12 protein-coding genes are annotated in these 15,878 nt (G+C 69.2%); 3 read left to right on the forward strand and 9 right to left on the reverse strand.

Going from position 1 to position 15,878, the window contains the following annotated elements:
• Positions 1–73 precede the first annotated feature (73 nt).
• On the reverse strand, positions 74–2,446 hold the full coding sequence (locus GUI43_RS00180) for a glycoside hydrolase family 3 N-terminal domain-containing protein (RefSeq protein WP_112697325.1): 2,373 nt from the start codon (positions 2,444–2,446) through the stop codon (positions 74–76).
• A 285-nt stretch (positions 2,447–2,731) separates the two neighbouring features.
• Here GUI43_RS00180 and arfA point away from each other — a divergent pair, with 285 nt between their 5' ends.
• Positions 2,732–4,255 carry an arabinosylfuranosidase ArfA gene (gene arfA, locus GUI43_RS00185; protein WP_112697327.1) on the forward strand — a complete coding sequence of 508 codons (1,524 nt, stop codon included), beginning with the start codon at positions 2,732–2,734 and terminating at the stop codon, positions 4,253–4,255.
• Between the two features lie 111 nt (positions 4,256–4,366).
• Here the strand turns inward: arfA and GUI43_RS00190 are convergent, their stop codons facing one another.
• The 7 genes from GUI43_RS00190 to GUI43_RS00220 form a co-directional block, all read right to left on the reverse strand.
• A complete protein-coding gene (locus tag GUI43_RS00190) occupies positions 4,367–5,794 on the reverse strand; it encodes an RNA-guided endonuclease InsQ/TnpB family protein (RefSeq protein ID WP_211326617.1) in 1,428 nt (475 codons plus the stop codon).
• 501 nt (positions 5,795–6,295) lie between these two features.
• Positions 6,296–7,813 carry an aldehyde dehydrogenase family protein gene (locus GUI43_RS00195; RefSeq protein ID WP_112697329.1) on the reverse strand — a complete coding sequence of 506 codons (1,518 nt, stop codon included), beginning with the start codon at positions 7,811–7,813 and terminating at the stop codon, positions 6,296–6,298.
• Positions 7,810–9,018: a fumarylacetoacetate hydrolase family protein gene (locus GUI43_RS00200; protein ID WP_112697331.1), complete on the reverse strand. Its 1,209-nt coding sequence runs from the start codon at positions 9,016–9,018 to the stop codon at positions 7,810–7,812. The genes GUI43_RS00195 and GUI43_RS00200 overlap by 4 nt, the downstream gene beginning before the upstream one ends.
• A complete protein-coding gene (locus GUI43_RS00205) occupies positions 9,015–10,196 on the reverse strand; it encodes a mandelate racemase/muconate lactonizing enzyme family protein (protein ID WP_112588712.1) in 1,182 nt (393 codons plus the stop codon). Before GUI43_RS00205 ends, GUI43_RS00200 begins: the two co-directional genes overlap by 4 nt.
• Positions 10,197–10,204: 8 nt before the next feature.
• The gene (locus GUI43_RS00210; protein ID WP_091399805.1) at positions 10,205–11,035 is read right to left on the reverse strand and encodes a carbohydrate ABC transporter permease; all 831 of its coding nucleotides are present in this window, start codon (positions 11,033–11,035) and stop codon (positions 10,205–10,207) included.
• Positions 11,032–11,985: a carbohydrate ABC transporter permease gene (locus GUI43_RS00215; protein ID WP_112588710.1), complete on the reverse strand. Its 954-nt coding sequence runs from the start codon at positions 11,983–11,985 to the stop codon at positions 11,032–11,034. Before GUI43_RS00215 ends, GUI43_RS00210 begins: the two co-directional genes overlap by 4 nt.
• Before the next feature lie 76 nt (positions 11,986–12,061).
• Complete coding sequence (locus GUI43_RS00220) at positions 12,062–13,309, reverse strand: ABC transporter substrate-binding protein (RefSeq protein WP_112678373.1); 1,248 nt, start codon at positions 13,307–13,309, stop codon at positions 12,062–12,064.
• Positions 13,310–13,471: 162 nt separating this feature from the next.
• Here GUI43_RS00220 and GUI43_RS00225 point away from each other — a divergent pair, with 162 nt between their 5' ends.
• Entirely contained in the window at positions 13,472–14,263 is a 792-nt protein-coding gene (locus GUI43_RS00225) for an IclR family transcriptional regulator (RefSeq protein ID WP_170158629.1), read from the forward strand.
• Between the two features lie 19 nt (positions 14,264–14,282).
• Here GUI43_RS00225 and GUI43_RS00230 read toward each other — a convergent pair whose 3' ends face one another.
• Positions 14,283–14,597 (reverse strand): chorismate mutase, encoded by a 315-nt coding sequence (locus tag GUI43_RS00230; protein WP_112697335.1) that lies wholly within the window; start codon positions 14,595–14,597, stop codon positions 14,283–14,285.
• Positions 14,598–14,736: 139 nt separating this feature from the next.
• Here GUI43_RS00230 and GUI43_RS00235 point away from each other — a divergent pair, with 139 nt between their 5' ends.
• Positions 14,737–15,621, forward strand: a complete 885-nt coding sequence (locus GUI43_RS00235) for a CDP-diacylglycerol diphosphatase (protein WP_249037601.1) — start codon at positions 14,737–14,739, stop codon at positions 15,619–15,621.
• The last annotated feature ends 257 nt before the right edge of the window (positions 15,622–15,878 follow it).

The raw sequence follows: 15,878 nt of genomic DNA on the forward strand, positions 1-15,878 counted from the left end.
CCGCGCCGGCGCCACCCGTTGACAACAGGACGGCACGCTCCGTCAAGAACCATTCCCTGACCCGGGTGAACGCTCACACCTGCCGGACTTCGGTGGTCCCGGTAAAGACCTTCGAGGTCGGCCGGTCCGGGTCCGCACTGATGACGAAAGTGCCGGCGTGGGTGTGGTCGGCAGCCGAGAAGCCGACGTACACCTCGATCTGCCCGGCCTCCACGGCGTAGGCCATGCTCCGGTCGTAGAAACCGAGCTGGCCGGTGGGGAGCGCGAACCGCACCGCCACCCGCTGGCCGGCGGCGGCCTCGACGCGGGCGAAGGCCTTCAGCTCCAGCACCGGCCGGGTGATCGTGGCCTGCGGGTCGCGGACGTAGAGCTGCACGACCTGCTCCCCCGCCCGGTGTCCGGTGTTGGTGAGCGTGACCTCGACACCGACGCTGTCCCCGGCGCGGACCTCGGCGCTCTCCACCGTGGCGTCCTCGATCGCGAACGAGGTGTACCCGAGGCCGTGGCCGAAGACGTATCGCGGCGCGACCGGCGAATCCACGTAGTCGCCGTGCCAGTGTGACCGCCCGCCGGACACCTTGTGGCCGTAGAAGACGGGGATCTGGCCCACGCCGCGGGGGTACGAGATCGGCAGCTTTCCGCTCGGGTTGACCTCACCGAGGAGCACCTCGGCGATCGCCTGCGCCCCGGTCTCCCCCGGCAACCAGGCCATCAGCACCGCGGCGCACTGCTCGTGCAGGAAGTCACTGCCCACGGGTCGGCCGGCGACGAGCACCGCCACGACGGGTGTGCCGGTGGCGACGACGGCACGGACCAGCTCTTCCTGCACGCCCGGCAGGTCCAGACTGGACCGGTCCCGCGACTCGCCCGTGGTGGCCCCGGGCGTCAGCCCCGAGCGGTCCCCCAGGACCAGCACCGCGACGTCGGCGGCCGCGGCGGCCGCGACCGCCTCGGCGAACCCCTCGGTCGACGGGTCGAGCACGTCGCAGCCCGGGGCGAAGCGCAGCCGGTCGCCCAGCCGCGCCGCGAGTTCGTTTCGCACCGTCGGCACACCGTCGGTGCTCTCGTCGATCTCCAGATCGTCGGGGATCGTCATCATCTCGCCGAGCAGGCCGCGCCGCTTGCGCGCCTCGACCAACGCCTCGATGTGGGCCGCGAACGAGTAGTCACCGAGCAGGTGCCGGGCGTCGTCGGCGTTCGGGCCGATGAGAGCGACAGTTCCGGTTCCCGCGAGCAGCGGCAGGACGCCGTCGTTCTTGAGCAGGACGAGGCTGCGGCGGGCGATCTCCAGCGCCACGTTCCGGTGCCGCTCGGCGTTCGCCGACGTCGCGGCCGCGTCCTCGTCGACGTACGGGTTCTCGAAGAGCCCGAGTTCAACCTTGTGCCGAAGGACCCGTGCGACCGCCTCGTCGAGCCGGGCCTCGCTGACCTCGCCGGCGTCCAGGGCGTGGGTGAGGGCGTCCGCGTACGCGTCCGTCGCCGGAAGCTCGACGTCCACGCCCGCGTCGAGGCCCACCGTCGCGGCCTGCTGCTTGTCCTGCGCGAAGTGGTGGTACGAGTGGAGATCGTTGACGGCGAAGTAGTCAGAGACCACGCTGCCCGTGAAGCCCCACTGCCCACGCAGGACGTCGGCGAGGAGCTCGCGGTTGGCATGGCACGGGACGCCGTCGAGCTCGTGGTAGCCGGCCATCACCGACTGGAGCCCGCCGTCGCGGACCGCCGCCTCGAACGGATACAGGTACACCTCGCGTAGCAGACGCGGCGGCAGGTGGGCCGGCGCCCAGTTCAGCCCACCCTCGGACGCCCCGTAGCCGACGAAGTGCTTGGCGGTGGCGAGGACGCCGTCGTTCAGGTCGGCGCCCTGCAGGCCCCGGACGAACGCCACCCCCATCCGGGACACCAGGTACGGGTCCTCGCCGTAGGTCTCCTCGGTCCGGCCCCACCGTGGGTCGCGCACCACGTCCAGCACCGGCGAGAGCCCCTGGTGGCTTCCCATGGCACGCATCTGTGCGCGAACGGCGTCCGCCAGCTGCCGATTCAGCTCCGGCGCCCAGGTGCTCGCGACGCCGATCGCCTGCGGGAAGATGGTCGCCTCGCGGGCCATCACCCCCGAGCAGACCTCCTCGTGCACGATCGCCGGGATCCCCAGCCGGGTCTCGCTGACCAGGAAACGCTGGATCGCGTTGGCGGCCCGCGCCACCTGCGCTGCCTTCAGGCTGGTCGCGCCCGCGACACGGGTCACGTGCCCCAGGCCGTGTCGAAGGATCGGCCGGGCCCGCTCCGCCGCGAACCGTCCGCCCTCCAGCAGTGTGAACGCCCACGTGCTGCCCAGTTGCGCGAGCTTCTCCTCGCGGGTCATCCGGGCCAGCAGATCCGCCACCCGTTGGTCGACGGGCGCTGTCGCATCCGCGTAGGTCGCCTCGATCTCCGGCTCAACAGTGGTCACCCGGTCACCCCAATCACCGCGACAAGCTGGTCTTTCGGCCGGGGCGGCAGGACCCGTGGGGGATGCCGGCCAGACATTGATCCAGATGCCGTGTTCCCTTACGTAAACGTAATCGGTAACGTTTACATAGATCGAGAACGTAATCGAAGACGATCACCTTGTCCAGAGCTCACAGTGCCTCCACCACCCCCCCGGTCCCGGCGTTCGGGCAGTGCCGCCGGCGTCGGACCTGCACGAAGGGAGCCAGCCCTGAACACCCACCCCGACAGCACGCCGGAGAACGACGTGCACACGGCCCGCCTGACAGTGGACCCCCGCCGACGCGTCGCGCCGGTGCCGCGTCGGCTCTTCGGCTCGTTCGTGGAGCACCTGGGTCGCTGCGTCTACAACGGAATCTACGAGCCGGGGCACCCGACGGCCGACGCCGACGGCTTCCGGGGCGACGTCCTCGCGCTGGTGCGCGAGTTGGGCGTCACCACGGTCCGCTATCCCGGCGGCAACTTCGTCTCCTCCTACCGCTGGGAGGACGGCGTTGGCCCGGTCGACAAACGGCCGGCGAGGCTCGACCTCGCCTGGCACAGCCTGGAGACCAACGCGTTCGGGCTCGACGAGTTCATGCGGTGGGTCGGCAAGGCCGGCGTGGATCCGATCATGGCGGTCAACCTCGGCACCCGTGGCACCGCCGAGGCCGTAGACCTGCTCGAGTACGCCAATCACCGCGGCGGGAGCCACCTCGCCGACCAGCGCCGCGACAACGGCGCTGTCGATCCGTACGGGATCAAGCTGTGGTGCCTGGGCAACGAGATGGACGGCCCGTGGCAGGTGGGTCAGCGCAGCGCGACCGAGTACGGCCGGCTCGCGGCGCAGACGGCGAAGGCCATGCGCCGCTTCGATCCCGATCTCGAACTCGTCGCCTGCGGCTCCTCACACCTCGGTATGCCGACCTTCGGCAGCTGGGAGCGTGACGTGCTGACCGAGGCGTACGACGACGTCGACCTGATCTCGCTGCACGCGTACTACCAGCCGGTCGACGACGACCTGGCCAGCTTCCTCGCCTCGGCCGAGGACATGGACAGGTACATCGACGCCGTCACCGGCATCGCCGACTCGGTCGGAGCGATCCGTCGGTCGACCAAGAAGATCATGATTGCGTTCGACGAGTGGAACGTCTGGTACCAGTCCGCCGCCCCGTCCACGCCGCCGAGCGGCGAGGACTGGCCGGTCGCGCCGCCGCTGCTGGAGGATCACTACAGCGTGGCCGACGCGGTCGTCGTCGGAGGTCTGCTCATCAGCCTGCTGCGGCACAGCGACCGGGTGAGCGCGGCCTGCCAGGCCCAACTGGTCAACGTCATCGCGCCGATCATGACCGAGACCGGCGGCGCGGCCTGGCGGCAGACCATCTTCCATCCCTTCGCCCGCACCGCCCGGCACGCTCAGGGCACCGTGTTGGACGTGCTGCGCGAGGGCAGCACGACGACCACCGACCGCTACGGTGAGGTCGACGCGGTCGACGCGGTCTCCACCTGGGACGACATCACCGAGGAGATGACCGTCTTCCTCGTCAACCGCGCCCTCGACACTCCGGCCGAGGTGACCATCGACGTCGCCGGCGCGCAGGTCAGCGACATCATCGAGTGCGTCACCGTCGGCGGCGCCGACCTGCACGCCAAGAACACCGCCGACGGTCCGGACCACGCCGCGCCGCGACCCAACGACACGGCCCGCGGCGCCGACGCCAGCGTCCAGCTGACTCTTCCGCCGGCGTCCTGGACGATGCTGCGCCTGCGCGCCATCGACACGACCCCGTGACCGGCTGACGAACGGTCCCGGACGTGCCCCGGCCGCGCACACCCTGGCAATCACCAGGGGTGCGCGGCCGGGGGCTTCCCCACCACAGGGAGTACGGGATCCAGCCTGTTGTTACCGGGCGTCGACGGGATCGCTGTCAGAGTCGTTGAAGAGCTTGTCGCCCCGGTAGCGGGCGACCACCGGCGCGGTCAGCTCACCACTGACGGTCTTCTTCAGCCGGGCGACGCCGTGGTGCACCGGGGCCGACCCGAGGTGCCTGTCACCCGCGTAGAAGTCGACAGTCGTGGGTGAACGCTTGACGTCCTCTCTGCCCTGGAGGGCGGAGATTCCGGTCTGCTGCGCCCCCGAAGGGGCAAGCTCCCGGCGGGTTACCGCTTCGCCGCGCGGTGCCGGCACGGGTGCCGGTCTTACCTGCGCTCCACGGTCGTTGAGGTCCGCCCGTCCGGCGGCCCTGATGTTCTTGGCGGCGTTCACGTCTCGGTCGTGCAGGCTGCCGCATGGGCAGCCCCACGTCCGGACGTTGAGCGCCATCTTATCGTTGATCCGGCCGCAGTCCGAGCACATGCGCGTCGACGGAAAGAACCGATCTACCCGAGCGAAGGTGCGCCCGCGCCGGGCGGCCTTGTACTCCAGCATGGCCGCGAACTGCGACCACCCAGCGTCGTGCACCGACTTCGCCAACCGTGTCCGGGCGAGACCAGCCACGCACAGGTCCTCGACGAACACCGCTTGGTTGTCGCGGATGATCTGCGTCGAAAGCTTGTGCTGCCAGTCCCGCCGGGTGTCGGCCACCTTCGCGTGCGGGCGGGCGACCTTCCGGACAGCCTTCTTGCGGTTGTTGCTGCCCCGCTGCTTGCGGGACAAGCCCTGCTGCAACCGGCGCAGCTTGCGGGCTGCACGGCGCAGGAACTTCGGCGCGCTCACCTTCGTCCCGTCGGACATCACTGCGAAGTGCGTCAACCCCAGGTCGATGCCGACCTCCGAGTCCAGCTCGGGCAACGGCTGGTCGGCGGTCTGCACCACGAACGAGGCGAAGTGCCGACCGGCGGCGTCCCGGACCACCGTCACCGACGTCGGCGCAGCCGGCAGCTCCCGCGACCAACGGACTTCCAGATCGCCGATCTTCGGCAGCCGCAGTCGACCGTTGTCGAGGATCTTGAACCGGGCGTTGGCGGTGAACCGGACGGCCTGCCGGCTGTCCTTGCGGGACCGGAACCGGGGAGCGGCGACCTTGCGACCCTTGCGCATGCCCGACAGCGAGGCGAAGAAGGCGCGGTACGCAGTGTTCAGGTCAGCGAGGGCCTGCTGCAACACCACCGATGACACCTCGCCCAGCCACGCCCGCTCCGGGGTCAACTTGGCCACGGTAACCCGCTTGGACAACTCGGCGTCCGTCGGATACGGCAGGCCAGCCTCGTGTGCTTCCTGTCGCACGCGCAGCCCGTCGTTGAACACCACCCGCGCGCACCCGAACGCCTTCGCCAGCGCCTCACGCTGGGCGGCGTCCGGGTAGAGCCGGTAGTTGTACCGAAGCTGCACGCGTCGATTCTAGCGTTGGTCTATGGCTGATCTCGGAGACGTCCGCACTGGTAGACGGTCGGGCGCAGGAGCGCGGGGGGTGCGGCCGAGGCGGGCGGGGCGGTGACGGCGGCGAGCAGCGCGAGCATCAGCCGGCGTGTCGGTGCCGGCCTCAGGGGACGGGGAGGTGCGACGGGCATGTTCCTGCTCCCTCTTCGGCGTGTGGTCAGACCGCACCGAGCGGCCGACCGACCATTCGATGGTGAGGTGAAGGGATACCAGTAACGAGCGATGCAGCCATGCGATCGCTAACATCGTTCCCTGCCAAAAACAGAACCATGAATTGCATTGACGGTCAAGACGGAAATCGGAGCGGAGAATCGCGTCCAAACAATTCGGGCGCGCTTCAGCGGCACCAGGACAACTGGCGCGCGAATTCTCTGTCGGGTCAATTCGTCAAGGAATTCGCGCGCCAGTCGCAGGTGGCCCGGAAACGCGCCCGGAAGGGGCCAGCAGACGCTGTTATGCGACCGCTGGCTGCAACCTCCCGTCGACTCGGCGGGAGATGGCGGTGTACTCGTCGCGCAACTCCTCCGGGAGGACCCAGGCCGGGGCGTCCTGCCACGCCAGCGGGCGGAGGAACCGTCGGATCGACGTGGCGCCCACCGACGTGTGCACGGCGTTGGTCGACGGCCACGGTCCACCGTGGTGCTGAGCCCACGACACCCGGACACCGGTGGGGTAGCCGTCGAAGACAATGCGACCCGCGCGAGCGGCGAGCACGTCGACCAGTCGGCGTACGACGTCGGCGTCATCGCCCGGTCCGCGGTGGAGCGAACCGGTCAGCGACGGCGGGACGGTGGCCAGCGCGGCGTCGAGGTCGGCGGCGTCGTCGTAGCGGACCACGATCAGGAGCGGGCCGAAGCACTCGTCGGCGATCTCGGCGGTCAGGCCGGCGAGGCCGACCTCCAGGAGGGTCGGCGCCACTGTGAAGCCCGCGCCGGGTTCGACCTTCGGCCTCGCCGACACCCGGGCGCCGGCCCGCTCGAACTCGGTGGAGCGGTTCTCGTACGCGTCGCGGATGCGCTCGTTGAGCAGGACCGTGCCGCCCGACGCGTCGACTCTCGCCCGCAGCGCGTCGACCAGGCCGTCACCACCGGGATCCGACGGAACGAACGCCAGGCCGGGCTTGGTGCACAACTGACCGCCCGAGTTCGTGAAGGAGCCGAACAGCCCCTCGGCGATCTGGTCCGCTCGGGCGGCGGCCGCGTCGGGCAGGACGACGATCGGGTTCACGCTGCTCAGTTCGGCGTACAGGGGAATGGGGTCGGGTCGTTCGTCGATGGCCGCCTGGATGGCGCGGGCGGCGTTGACCGAGCCGGTCAGGGCGGCCGCGCGGATCGCCGGGTGACGCACCAGCGCGCGACCGGCCTGCTCCCCGTACACGGTCGCGACGACACCCTCGGGCCCACCGAGGTCGCGGACGGCCGACTCGATCGCGGCGGCGGAGGCGTGCGAGGTCAGCGGGTGCGACGGGTGGGCCTTCAGGATCGTCGGACACCCGGCGGCGAGCGCGGCGGCCGTGTCACCGCCGGCGACCGAGAAGGCGAACGGGAAGTTGCTGGCCCCGAAGACCGCTACCGGCCCGAGGGGTACCAGCATCCGCCGCAGGTCCGGGCCGCGGCCGAGCGGTGTGTCGGCGGCGTGGTCGATGGTGGCCTCGACGTACGCTCCGTCGCGCAGCACCTCGCCGAACATCCGGAACTGGAGCGCCGCCCGGGTGAGTTCCTGGTCGAGTCGCGCGTGGCTCAGCCCGGTCTCCGCCTCGGCGGCAGCGACCAGATCCACCCGACGGGACTCCAGCGACGCGGCGATCGCGTCCAGCAACTCCGCGCGGCCGAGCCTCCCGCGCGCGGCCAGCCACTGCGCCGCCGGGGACGTCTGACCGGCGATCACCTCCAGTCGAGACTCGTCGGTCTCGGTGAGCTCCGTCGCGCGACGCTGACCGTCGCGCGGATCGACAGTGCTGATCACGTTCACAGCAGTCCTCTCCTTACCAGATTGCCCATGAGATCGCGGACGCCGAAGTGCCAGGGCTCGCACTCCTCCGCGTGCCGCACCCGGTTGACCAGGGTGCCGAGCGCCGGGCAGCTGATCCGTACCACGTCGTCGACCTTGTGGGTGAAGCCCTCACCGGGGCGGTCCCGGTCCTGGATGGGCGCGAACATGGTGCCGAGCATCAGGGCGGCGCCGTCGGGATAGTGGTGGTGCGGCCCGATCAGCTGCCGGACCAGCTCCTCGGGATCACGTGACATCTGGGTCATCTCCGAGACCGCCTCCAGGTGGAAACCGTCCTCGCCGCGAACCTCCAGGCGCACCTCGAGTTCGCGTACCCGATCCATGCCGAACCGGTCGTCGAAGAGCCGGATCAGGGGGCCGAGGGCGCAGGAGGCGTTGTTGTCCTTCGCCAGCGGAAGCAGGAGCGCCGAGCGGCCCTCGATGTCGCGCAGGTTCACGTCGTTGCCGAGGGTGGCGCCGACGATCCGGCCACTGGATTGGACGATGAGCGTGACCTCGGGTTCCGGGTTGTTCCAGGTCGACGCGGCGAGCACGCCGACCGGAACGGCGGTGCCGACGGCGGAGAGGATCTGGCCCTTGGTGAAGATCTCGGCGTCCGGGCCGATGCCCACCTCCAGGTACTGGCTCCACATGCCCTCGGCGACCAGCAGACTCTTGAGCCGATCCGCCTCCGGCGAGCCCGCCTCCAGGCTGTGCAGGTCGACACCGACGTCGGCGAGCATGCGGTGCCGGATGTCCGCCGCCAGTGCCAGGTCTCCCCGCGCCCGTTCCTCGATCACCCGCTCGATCATGGAGATCGGAAAGGTCACGCCCGCGGCCTTGAGCGCCTGGAGGTCGACCGGGGCGAGCAACCAGGGCCGGCCACGGTCCCGGGTCGCGGCCCCCGTGTTCGCCAGTATCTCCCCGAAGTCGCCCACCCTCGGCCCGTCGAGCCCGGCCACCGTCGCGGCGGGATCGGGCAGCTCGCAGATGTCGCGGACGGTCGGGAACCGGTGGCTGATGTCGATGACCTCGCCGTCGCGGACGATCACCGGTGAGGGGCCGTCGCCGGACGGGTCCCAGATCCGGCCGACGAGGACGCTGTCGGCATCGTCCGGCAACGCTTCGGCGGCGGTACCGACCCAGTCCGCGGCCGCGGCCGACCCCCGGGGCCGTGGCAGCGTCATGAGTCGCTCTCCAGGTTGAAGAAGGACCGCTCGTCGCGGGGACGGATGTCGAAGACGGCGTCCTGGAACATCCGCAGCGGGTGCGGTGTGAACGGATGCTGCTCGATCGCGGTGAGATCCACCTCGATGCCCAGGCCGATCCCGGTCGGGATGAGAATGTCGCCGTCGTCGGTCAGCACCAGCCGCTCGTTGGTGATCTCGGGACGCCAGGGCACGTCGGTCGCCATGATCTCCAGGTACCGGAAGTTGGGCAACGTCGCCCCGAGTTGCAGCGTCGCGGCAGTGCTGAGCGGACCACTCGGGTTGTGCGGCGCGAAGCCCACGTAGCTGGTCGCGGCGAGCGTGGAGATGAAGGCCAGCTCGGCGATCCCGCCGGCGTGCGTCACGTCGGGCTGGACGAAGTCGACCGCCTGGCGGGCCAGCGCCGGCGCGAAGCCCTGTCGCCCGTACCACCGCTCCCCCGCGGCGATCGGCACCGGCGACGCGCGACGGATGTCGACGAGCGCATCGAGGTTGTCCGGTGGGCAGGGCTCCTCGAACCACACTGGGTCGAACTGGGCGATCTCGTTGGCGACCTTGATGGCGTGGCGGACGTCGAAGCGGCCGTGCCCCTCGACGAACAGCTCCACCTCGCGGCCCACCGCCTGACGGACGGCGTCGATCTGGGCCAGCACCCGGTCCAACTGCGCGGTGGTGATGGTCAGGTCGTAGTTCTCGAACGGGTCCCACTTGAGGCCCCGGAAGCCCGACTCCACAGTCCGTCGCGCGGCGGCCGCGTAGTCCTCCGGCGTGACGGCACCGGAGAACCAACCATTGGCGTACGCGCGGACCCGGTCGCGGGTCGCGCCGCCGAGAAGCCGGGAGACCGGTACGCCGAGCTCGCGCGCCGAGATGTCCCAGAGGGCCATCTCCAGCGAGCTCAACGCCGTCATGATCACCGGCCCGCCGCGCCAGTACCAGTCCCGCGCGGTCTCGTAGAGGATCTTCGAGATGCTTGTGGGATCCAGGCCCACCACCGCCTCGGCCAGCTCGGCGATGGCGCCCTGGACAGCACGTTCCTTGCCCTCAAGGGTGGCCTCACCGAGCCCGATGATCCCCTCGTCGGTGTGGACCCGCACGATGACGAGGTTCGTACGGTAGAAGTCGACGACCAGTGTGTCGACAGAGACGATCTTCATCTTTCGGCTCAACCCTTCACCGCACCGGCGGTCATGCCGGACACCACGTACTTCTGCACCAACAGGTAGAAGGCGACGGCGGGCAGCGTGAACAGGAAGGCGACAGCCATCACCGTCTGGATCGGTGTACCCAGTTCGCCGATGAAGTTCGCGATGCCGACGGAGGCCGGCTGCAGATCGGGGTTGAAGATGAACGTCACCGCGAAGACGTACTCGTTCCAGGCGTGGAAGAAGGCGATGACCGCGGTGGCCGCGATCGAAGGAGCGATGAGCGGCACGTTGATGCGGGTCAGGGTGGTGAAGGGCCGGGCGCCGTCGGCGCGCGCGGCCTCCTCCAGCTCCTTCGGGATGCCGTCGATGGCGCCCTTGAGGATCAGCGCGACGATCGGCAGGACGAAGGCGGAGTTCACCAGGACGAGGCCGGTCAGCGAGTCGAGCAGTTCGAAGCGGCGGAACAGCGCGAACAGCGGGACGACCATGAGCGCCTCGGGAAGCATCTGTGTGAACAGCAGCACGACGGTCAGCACGGCCTTGCCCCAGAACGAGAACCGGGACAGCGCGTAGCCGAGCGGGATGCCCAGGCCGACGGAGAGAACCATCGTGCCGACGGCGATGATCAGGCTGTTCAGCAGCCACCCGGCCGCCTTGCCCTCGGCGAGGGCGTCCACGAAGACCCCGAACTGGCCGAGGTCGGGCGTGAGGCGGGGCTGATCGGCGAAGAGGTCGCTGTTGCTGGACAGTGCCGTGACGAACATCCAGTACAGCGGGAACACCGCGACGCCCAGCACGACGAGCACGGCGACGATCCGCGCGGTGACACCGAATCGGAAGCGCCTCATCGGACCTCCCCCTTTTCCACGGCACGGGCGACGAGTCGGCTGCCGATGATGACGATGAGCGAGATGACGACGCCGACCATTCCGATGGCCGCCGCCGATCCGAGTTCCTTCGAGTCGAACGCCTGCGAGTAGAGGTCGATGACGAGAGTCTCGGTGGCACCGACCGGTCCGCCCTTGGTCATCAACCAGATCAGCTCGAACCGTCGCAGCGACCAGATCGTCATCAGCAGGGCCAGCAGGCCCACTGTCGGCTTGATGACCTGCCAGGTGACCGCGCGGAAGGTGGCCCATCGTCCGGCGCCGTCCACTGTCGCGGCCTCGTTGAGGTCCTGCGGAACGGACTGCAGGGCGGAGAGCAGCACCACTGAGGTGAACGGGAACAGCTGCCAGATGGTCGTGGCGAGCACCGCCGGGAGCGCGTAGCGCGAGCTGTCCAGGATGGCGCCACCCGGCACGCCGAGCCCGACCGCGTCGAGGAACCGGTTCACGATGCCGTACTGCGCGTTGAGCATCCAGGTGGCGATGAGCGCGACCGCGATGCCCGGAGCGGCCCAGGGGACGGTCACCAGTGCCCGCGCCACGCCCCGGCCGCGGAACTTCTTGTTGAGCAGCAGCGCGACGGCGAGTCCGGCGCCGATCGCGACGACCACACAGGTGATCACGTAGACGACGGTGATCAGCAGGGTGCGGTGGAACTCGGGGTCGCCGAAGATCCGGTTGAAGTTGTCGAGCCCGACCCACTCGCTGCGGGTGGGGTTGAGCAGCCTCGTCCTGGTGAAGCTGAGGTACACCTCCTGAACGAGGGGTACCGCCTGGAAGACGAGGATGAACAGGGCGGCGGGTGCCAGGAAGAGGTACGGCGTCCACTTGCTACCCAGCGGGCTGGGCCGGCGCCGGGGCCGACCTGGGGTTGTTGTCTTCGGTGCTCCGGTCTGCTCGACCACAGTCATCGGGTTCGATCCTTCTGGGGGAAGGACGCTGCCGGCGCACGGATCGTTGCGCCGGCAGCGTCGCTGTGTCGAGCGGTCAGCGGACCAGTTCGCTCGCCTGCTGCTGGGCGCGATCCAGTGCCGACTTGAGGTCGGCCTTGCCCTGCAGTGCCGCGACCACGTTCTGCACGACCACCTTGCGGATGTCCGGCGTCTTGGCCTCGAACCCCAGCACGATCTGCGGCAGGCTGGTCTCGGTGAGTCCGTCGAAGACGGGGAGGAACGGGGTCGCCTTGAGCGCCTCCGCGCTGCGCTGCGTGGTGGTGGCCACGCTGCTCGCGCCGAGAATTTCCTGCAGCTTGACCTGGTTCTGCGGCTCCAGCGCCCACTTGATGAAGGTGCCGGCCTCGTCCTTGCCCTCGCTCGCCTCGTTGATCACGATCGGTGCGAGGATCGCGCCCTGCTTGCGGACCGGGAACGGGATGGGCGCGACGTTGAAGTTCAGCTTGGCGTTCTGGCCGCGGGTGGCGGTCACGTAGCCGCCGTTGTTGAGTTCCATCCCGACCTTGCCCTCGGCGAACATCCGCCGGAAGGTGGCCGCGTCCGCTCCGCGCGGGATCACGTTCGCGTCGTACAGGTCCTTGAACGCCTGCAGGCCCTTGAGGTTCTCCGGCGAGTTGATTGTCAGGTTCTTGCCGTCGGACCACGCACCGCCGAAGCCGTAGACGTAGTTGAAGATGTCCTGCCAGACACCGGCCTCCTCGGCCTCCGTCTGACGGAACGCCAGGCCGAAGACGTCACCCTTGGTCAGCGACTTCGCGGTGGAGGTGAACTGCTCGTAGGTGGTCGGCGGCGTCGGGATCAGGTCCGCGTTGTAGAACATCGCGTAGTTCGACGCCTCGAAGATGACGCCGTGCCGGACACCGTCGTGGACCATGAACTGGTCCGGCTGCTTGAGCAGGTCGTACTTGCTGGCGTCGATCACCTTGTCCAGCGGCGCGATGAGGCCGGCGTCCGAGGCCGCCTCGAACTCGGGCATGTCGAAGCGGACCAGGTCGGGGCCCTTGCCGCTGCCCATCTGCGTGAGCACGGTCTGGCCGAAGGTCGGGTACGGCACCGCGGCGGCGGACACCTGGACCTTGGTCTGGCTCTGGTTGAACTCGTCGAGCCACTTGGTCAACAGCGGCCCGCGACCCGGGTCGCCGAAGGTCGAGGCGGCGAAGGTCAGTTTGGTGACGCCGTCGCCGGAATCGCCGTCCGAGCCGCAACCGGTCAGGAGGGTGGCGACCAGGCCGAGGGCACATGTCGCCCTGGCGATGCCGAAATGAGCGCGCTTATTACCCATCGTTACTCCACTGTTACGTGTTGGCACCGAACCGATTAAATTGCAACGATCGTAGCGCCATGTGCAACGGTGTCAAGTGGCGATTGCGCATCGCGTCATCTATATTGCATAATGTGCAATGACTGCGACGGTGCTGTCCGTCGCGCGAGGGGAGACACAGCCTTGGCGCAATCAATCCGCCGCGCGATCGACCTCATCCGTCGATCCGCGGAGCACCCGCTGTCCCTTACGGAGGCTGCGGACGTGCTCGGCGTCCACAAGTCCACAGCCCTGCGCATCCTGCAGACACTGGAGTCCGCGCGCTTCGTCCGCCGCACCGGCGCGGGCACCTACGTGCTCGGCAGCGGCCTGATCGAGCTGTCCGAGCTCGCGCTCGGCTCGATGGACCTCCGCCAGCCCGCAGCCGCGCACCTGCGTGCGCTGCAACGCGCGACCGGCCACACCGTACACCTGGCGCAACTGACCGGCGACGAGATCATCTATATCGACAAGGTGGACAGTCCGGCGTTCGACGCCGTCAAGCTGCCCTCGCGGGTGGGACGCGCCGTGTCCATCTACGCGAGCGCCGTGGGCAAGACGATCCTGGCCTACCTCCCCCGGCAGGAACGCGACCGACTGCTCTCCCACGTCGTCTTCGAGAAGTTCACCGACACCACCTTCACCGACAACGACGCCCTGGAAGCCGAACTCGCCCGCATCCACGACTGCGGCTGGGCCGTGGACAACGGCGAGCACGACGCATACGTGATGTGTGTGGCCGCGCCGATCAGGGATTCGCGGGGGCAGGTCATCGCCGCCGCCTCGATCACGGCGATCGAGGTCATCGCAAGCCTCGACCAGCTCAAGAGCAACCTTCCGCTGCTCCTGGAGACCGCCAACAAGATCTCGTACGAGCTCGGCTACGCGCCGCCCGCCGTGGCGAGCCCGGACGGTGAGAGCCGCTCCGCCACCTGAGCGCGCACGTCCCGAGCGATCACCGCGTTCTCGGCGCCGACCCGCCGGTGACGCGGTGGTGCTCGTCGGTCTCCATGTCGATGAAGGCCTGGATCATGCTCCGGTAGATTCGCTCGATCAGATCCGGGTCGGCACCGGCCTCGCTGGCCAACGTGCGAACCCGGGCCACCACCTGCGCCACCCGGTCCGGCGCACGGACCGCCTGAGCGTCGCTCTTGAGCGGGGCGGCCTGCCGGACCAGTGCCTCCCGCCGGGCGAGCAGCCCGACCAGTTCTCGATCCAGCTCGTCGATCCGAGCACGGATCTCGGTCAACGTCGCCGCAGTCTCTGCCACGCCGGAAATCGTCGCACGACGGCGACACGATCAGGCGACCCGTTCGCCGGGCGACGCGCCGAATGCCCACTTTCGCCCTAATCTCGACACGTTCATGTTCGCCTCGGCACGGCAACCACGGAGGATGACGATGGGCGGAATGCCACGACGTCAGTTCGTCAGACTCTCCGGGACCGCCGGCGCCACGGGACTGCTGGGTCTGGCCGGCGCGGCCCGGGCGCTGGCCGACGGCGGCCCGACCCCCGAACCCTCCCCATCGACCCCCGGCGGCCCGGGCGCCGCGGCCTGCCCCACACCCTCGGCCCTGTGCGGCTACCCCACCGACACCGGTGGCAGGTACGACCTGTGGGACCGGGTCCAGGTCTGCGAGGGCACGAAAACCGGCCCACCGTTCCCCCAGTGTCTGCGCACGACTCCCACATACGTCGTCCTCAATGGAGGAACCGGGTCGAACCACGACTTTCTGCTCGTGCCCAGTTGCCGGATCAGCGGCATCGAGTGCCCGTTCATCACCACCGCCAACGCGCCCAACTACTGGCTGGAGGCGTGGAACAACGCGCAGCCGGGGCAGCCGGGGCACGTCGTCTACCCGCATATCGGGCTGGGCGTCAACTCCGCCGACCCGACGATCCGGATGCAGGACCAGCTACACATCCACCTGGCCGGGATCCACTCGGGAATCCAGACCCAACTCAACAACCACGACAGTGCGATCAGCAACGACCCGTCGCGCTGGCGCAACCAGATCGTGCCGATCTGGGGTCTGACGAGCACCGGCCTGCCCGCCCCGCGCTCGTACCGGGTGCTGCACGTCGCGAACCTGAACGGGAACCTCTTCCGACTCCTGCTGGACAGCGTGGTGCTACCGACCGGGGCGACAATGGCCGTGCAGATGCTGGCCGTGACGCCCCGTCTGATCGGCAGCGGCGGGTTCTACGTCCTGAACAGCGAGCCTGGCCTGCCCGTCCCGGCCGGCCAGCCCGGCGGCACCGGCACCGTCGACTTCCTGCTCGCGTACGCCTGAGCCGTCCGCTCAGCGCAGCAGCGCCATCCGGTCGATGATGGAGTCGCGCAGCCCCGGTGAAGACCTCGAAAGCTCCCATGCCGAGCACGGCTAGCTCGGCCGCCATTTCCGGGGCCCGCTCAAGGGCCTGCCCAGCGTCCCAGACGGCACCGAACATCACCCGGCACTGATGGGGCCGGCGTTCGGCGAAGGTCAGGTAGGCCGCGCAGATCGCGCGCAGGCGCTCGACCGGATCCACGTCATCCAGTGCGCCCAGC

The sequence above is a fragment of the Micromonospora noduli genome (assembly GCF_003264365.1).
GTDB lineage: Bacteria > Actinomycetota > Actinomycetes > Mycobacteriales > Micromonosporaceae > Micromonospora > Micromonospora noduli.

Bases quoted from the DNA above. Each gene is read 5' to 3' on its own strand.
- GUI43_RS00200 (WP_112697331.1), bottom strand. From the start codon at position 9,018: ATGACGCTGCCACGGCCCCGGGGGTCGGCCGCGGCCGCGGACTGGGTC.
- GUI43_RS00205 (WP_112588712.1), bottom strand. From the start codon at position 10,196: ATGAAGATCGTCTCTGTCGACACACTGGTCGTCGACTTCTACCGTACG.
- GUI43_RS00210 (WP_091399805.1), bottom strand. From the start codon at position 11,035: ATGAGGCGCTTCCGATTCGGTGTCACCGCGCGGATCGTCGCCGTGCTC.
- GUI43_RS00215 (WP_112588710.1), bottom strand. From the start codon at position 11,985: ATGACTGTGGTCGAGCAGACCGGAGCACCGAAGACAACAACCCCAGGT.
- GUI43_RS00220 (WP_112678373.1), bottom strand. From the start codon at position 13,309: ATGGGTAATAAGCGCGCTCATTTCGGCATCGCCAGGGCGACATGTGCC.
- GUI43_RS00235 (WP_249037601.1), top strand. From the start codon at position 14,737: ATGCCACGACGTCAGTTCGTCAGACTCTCCGGGACCGCCGGCGCCACG.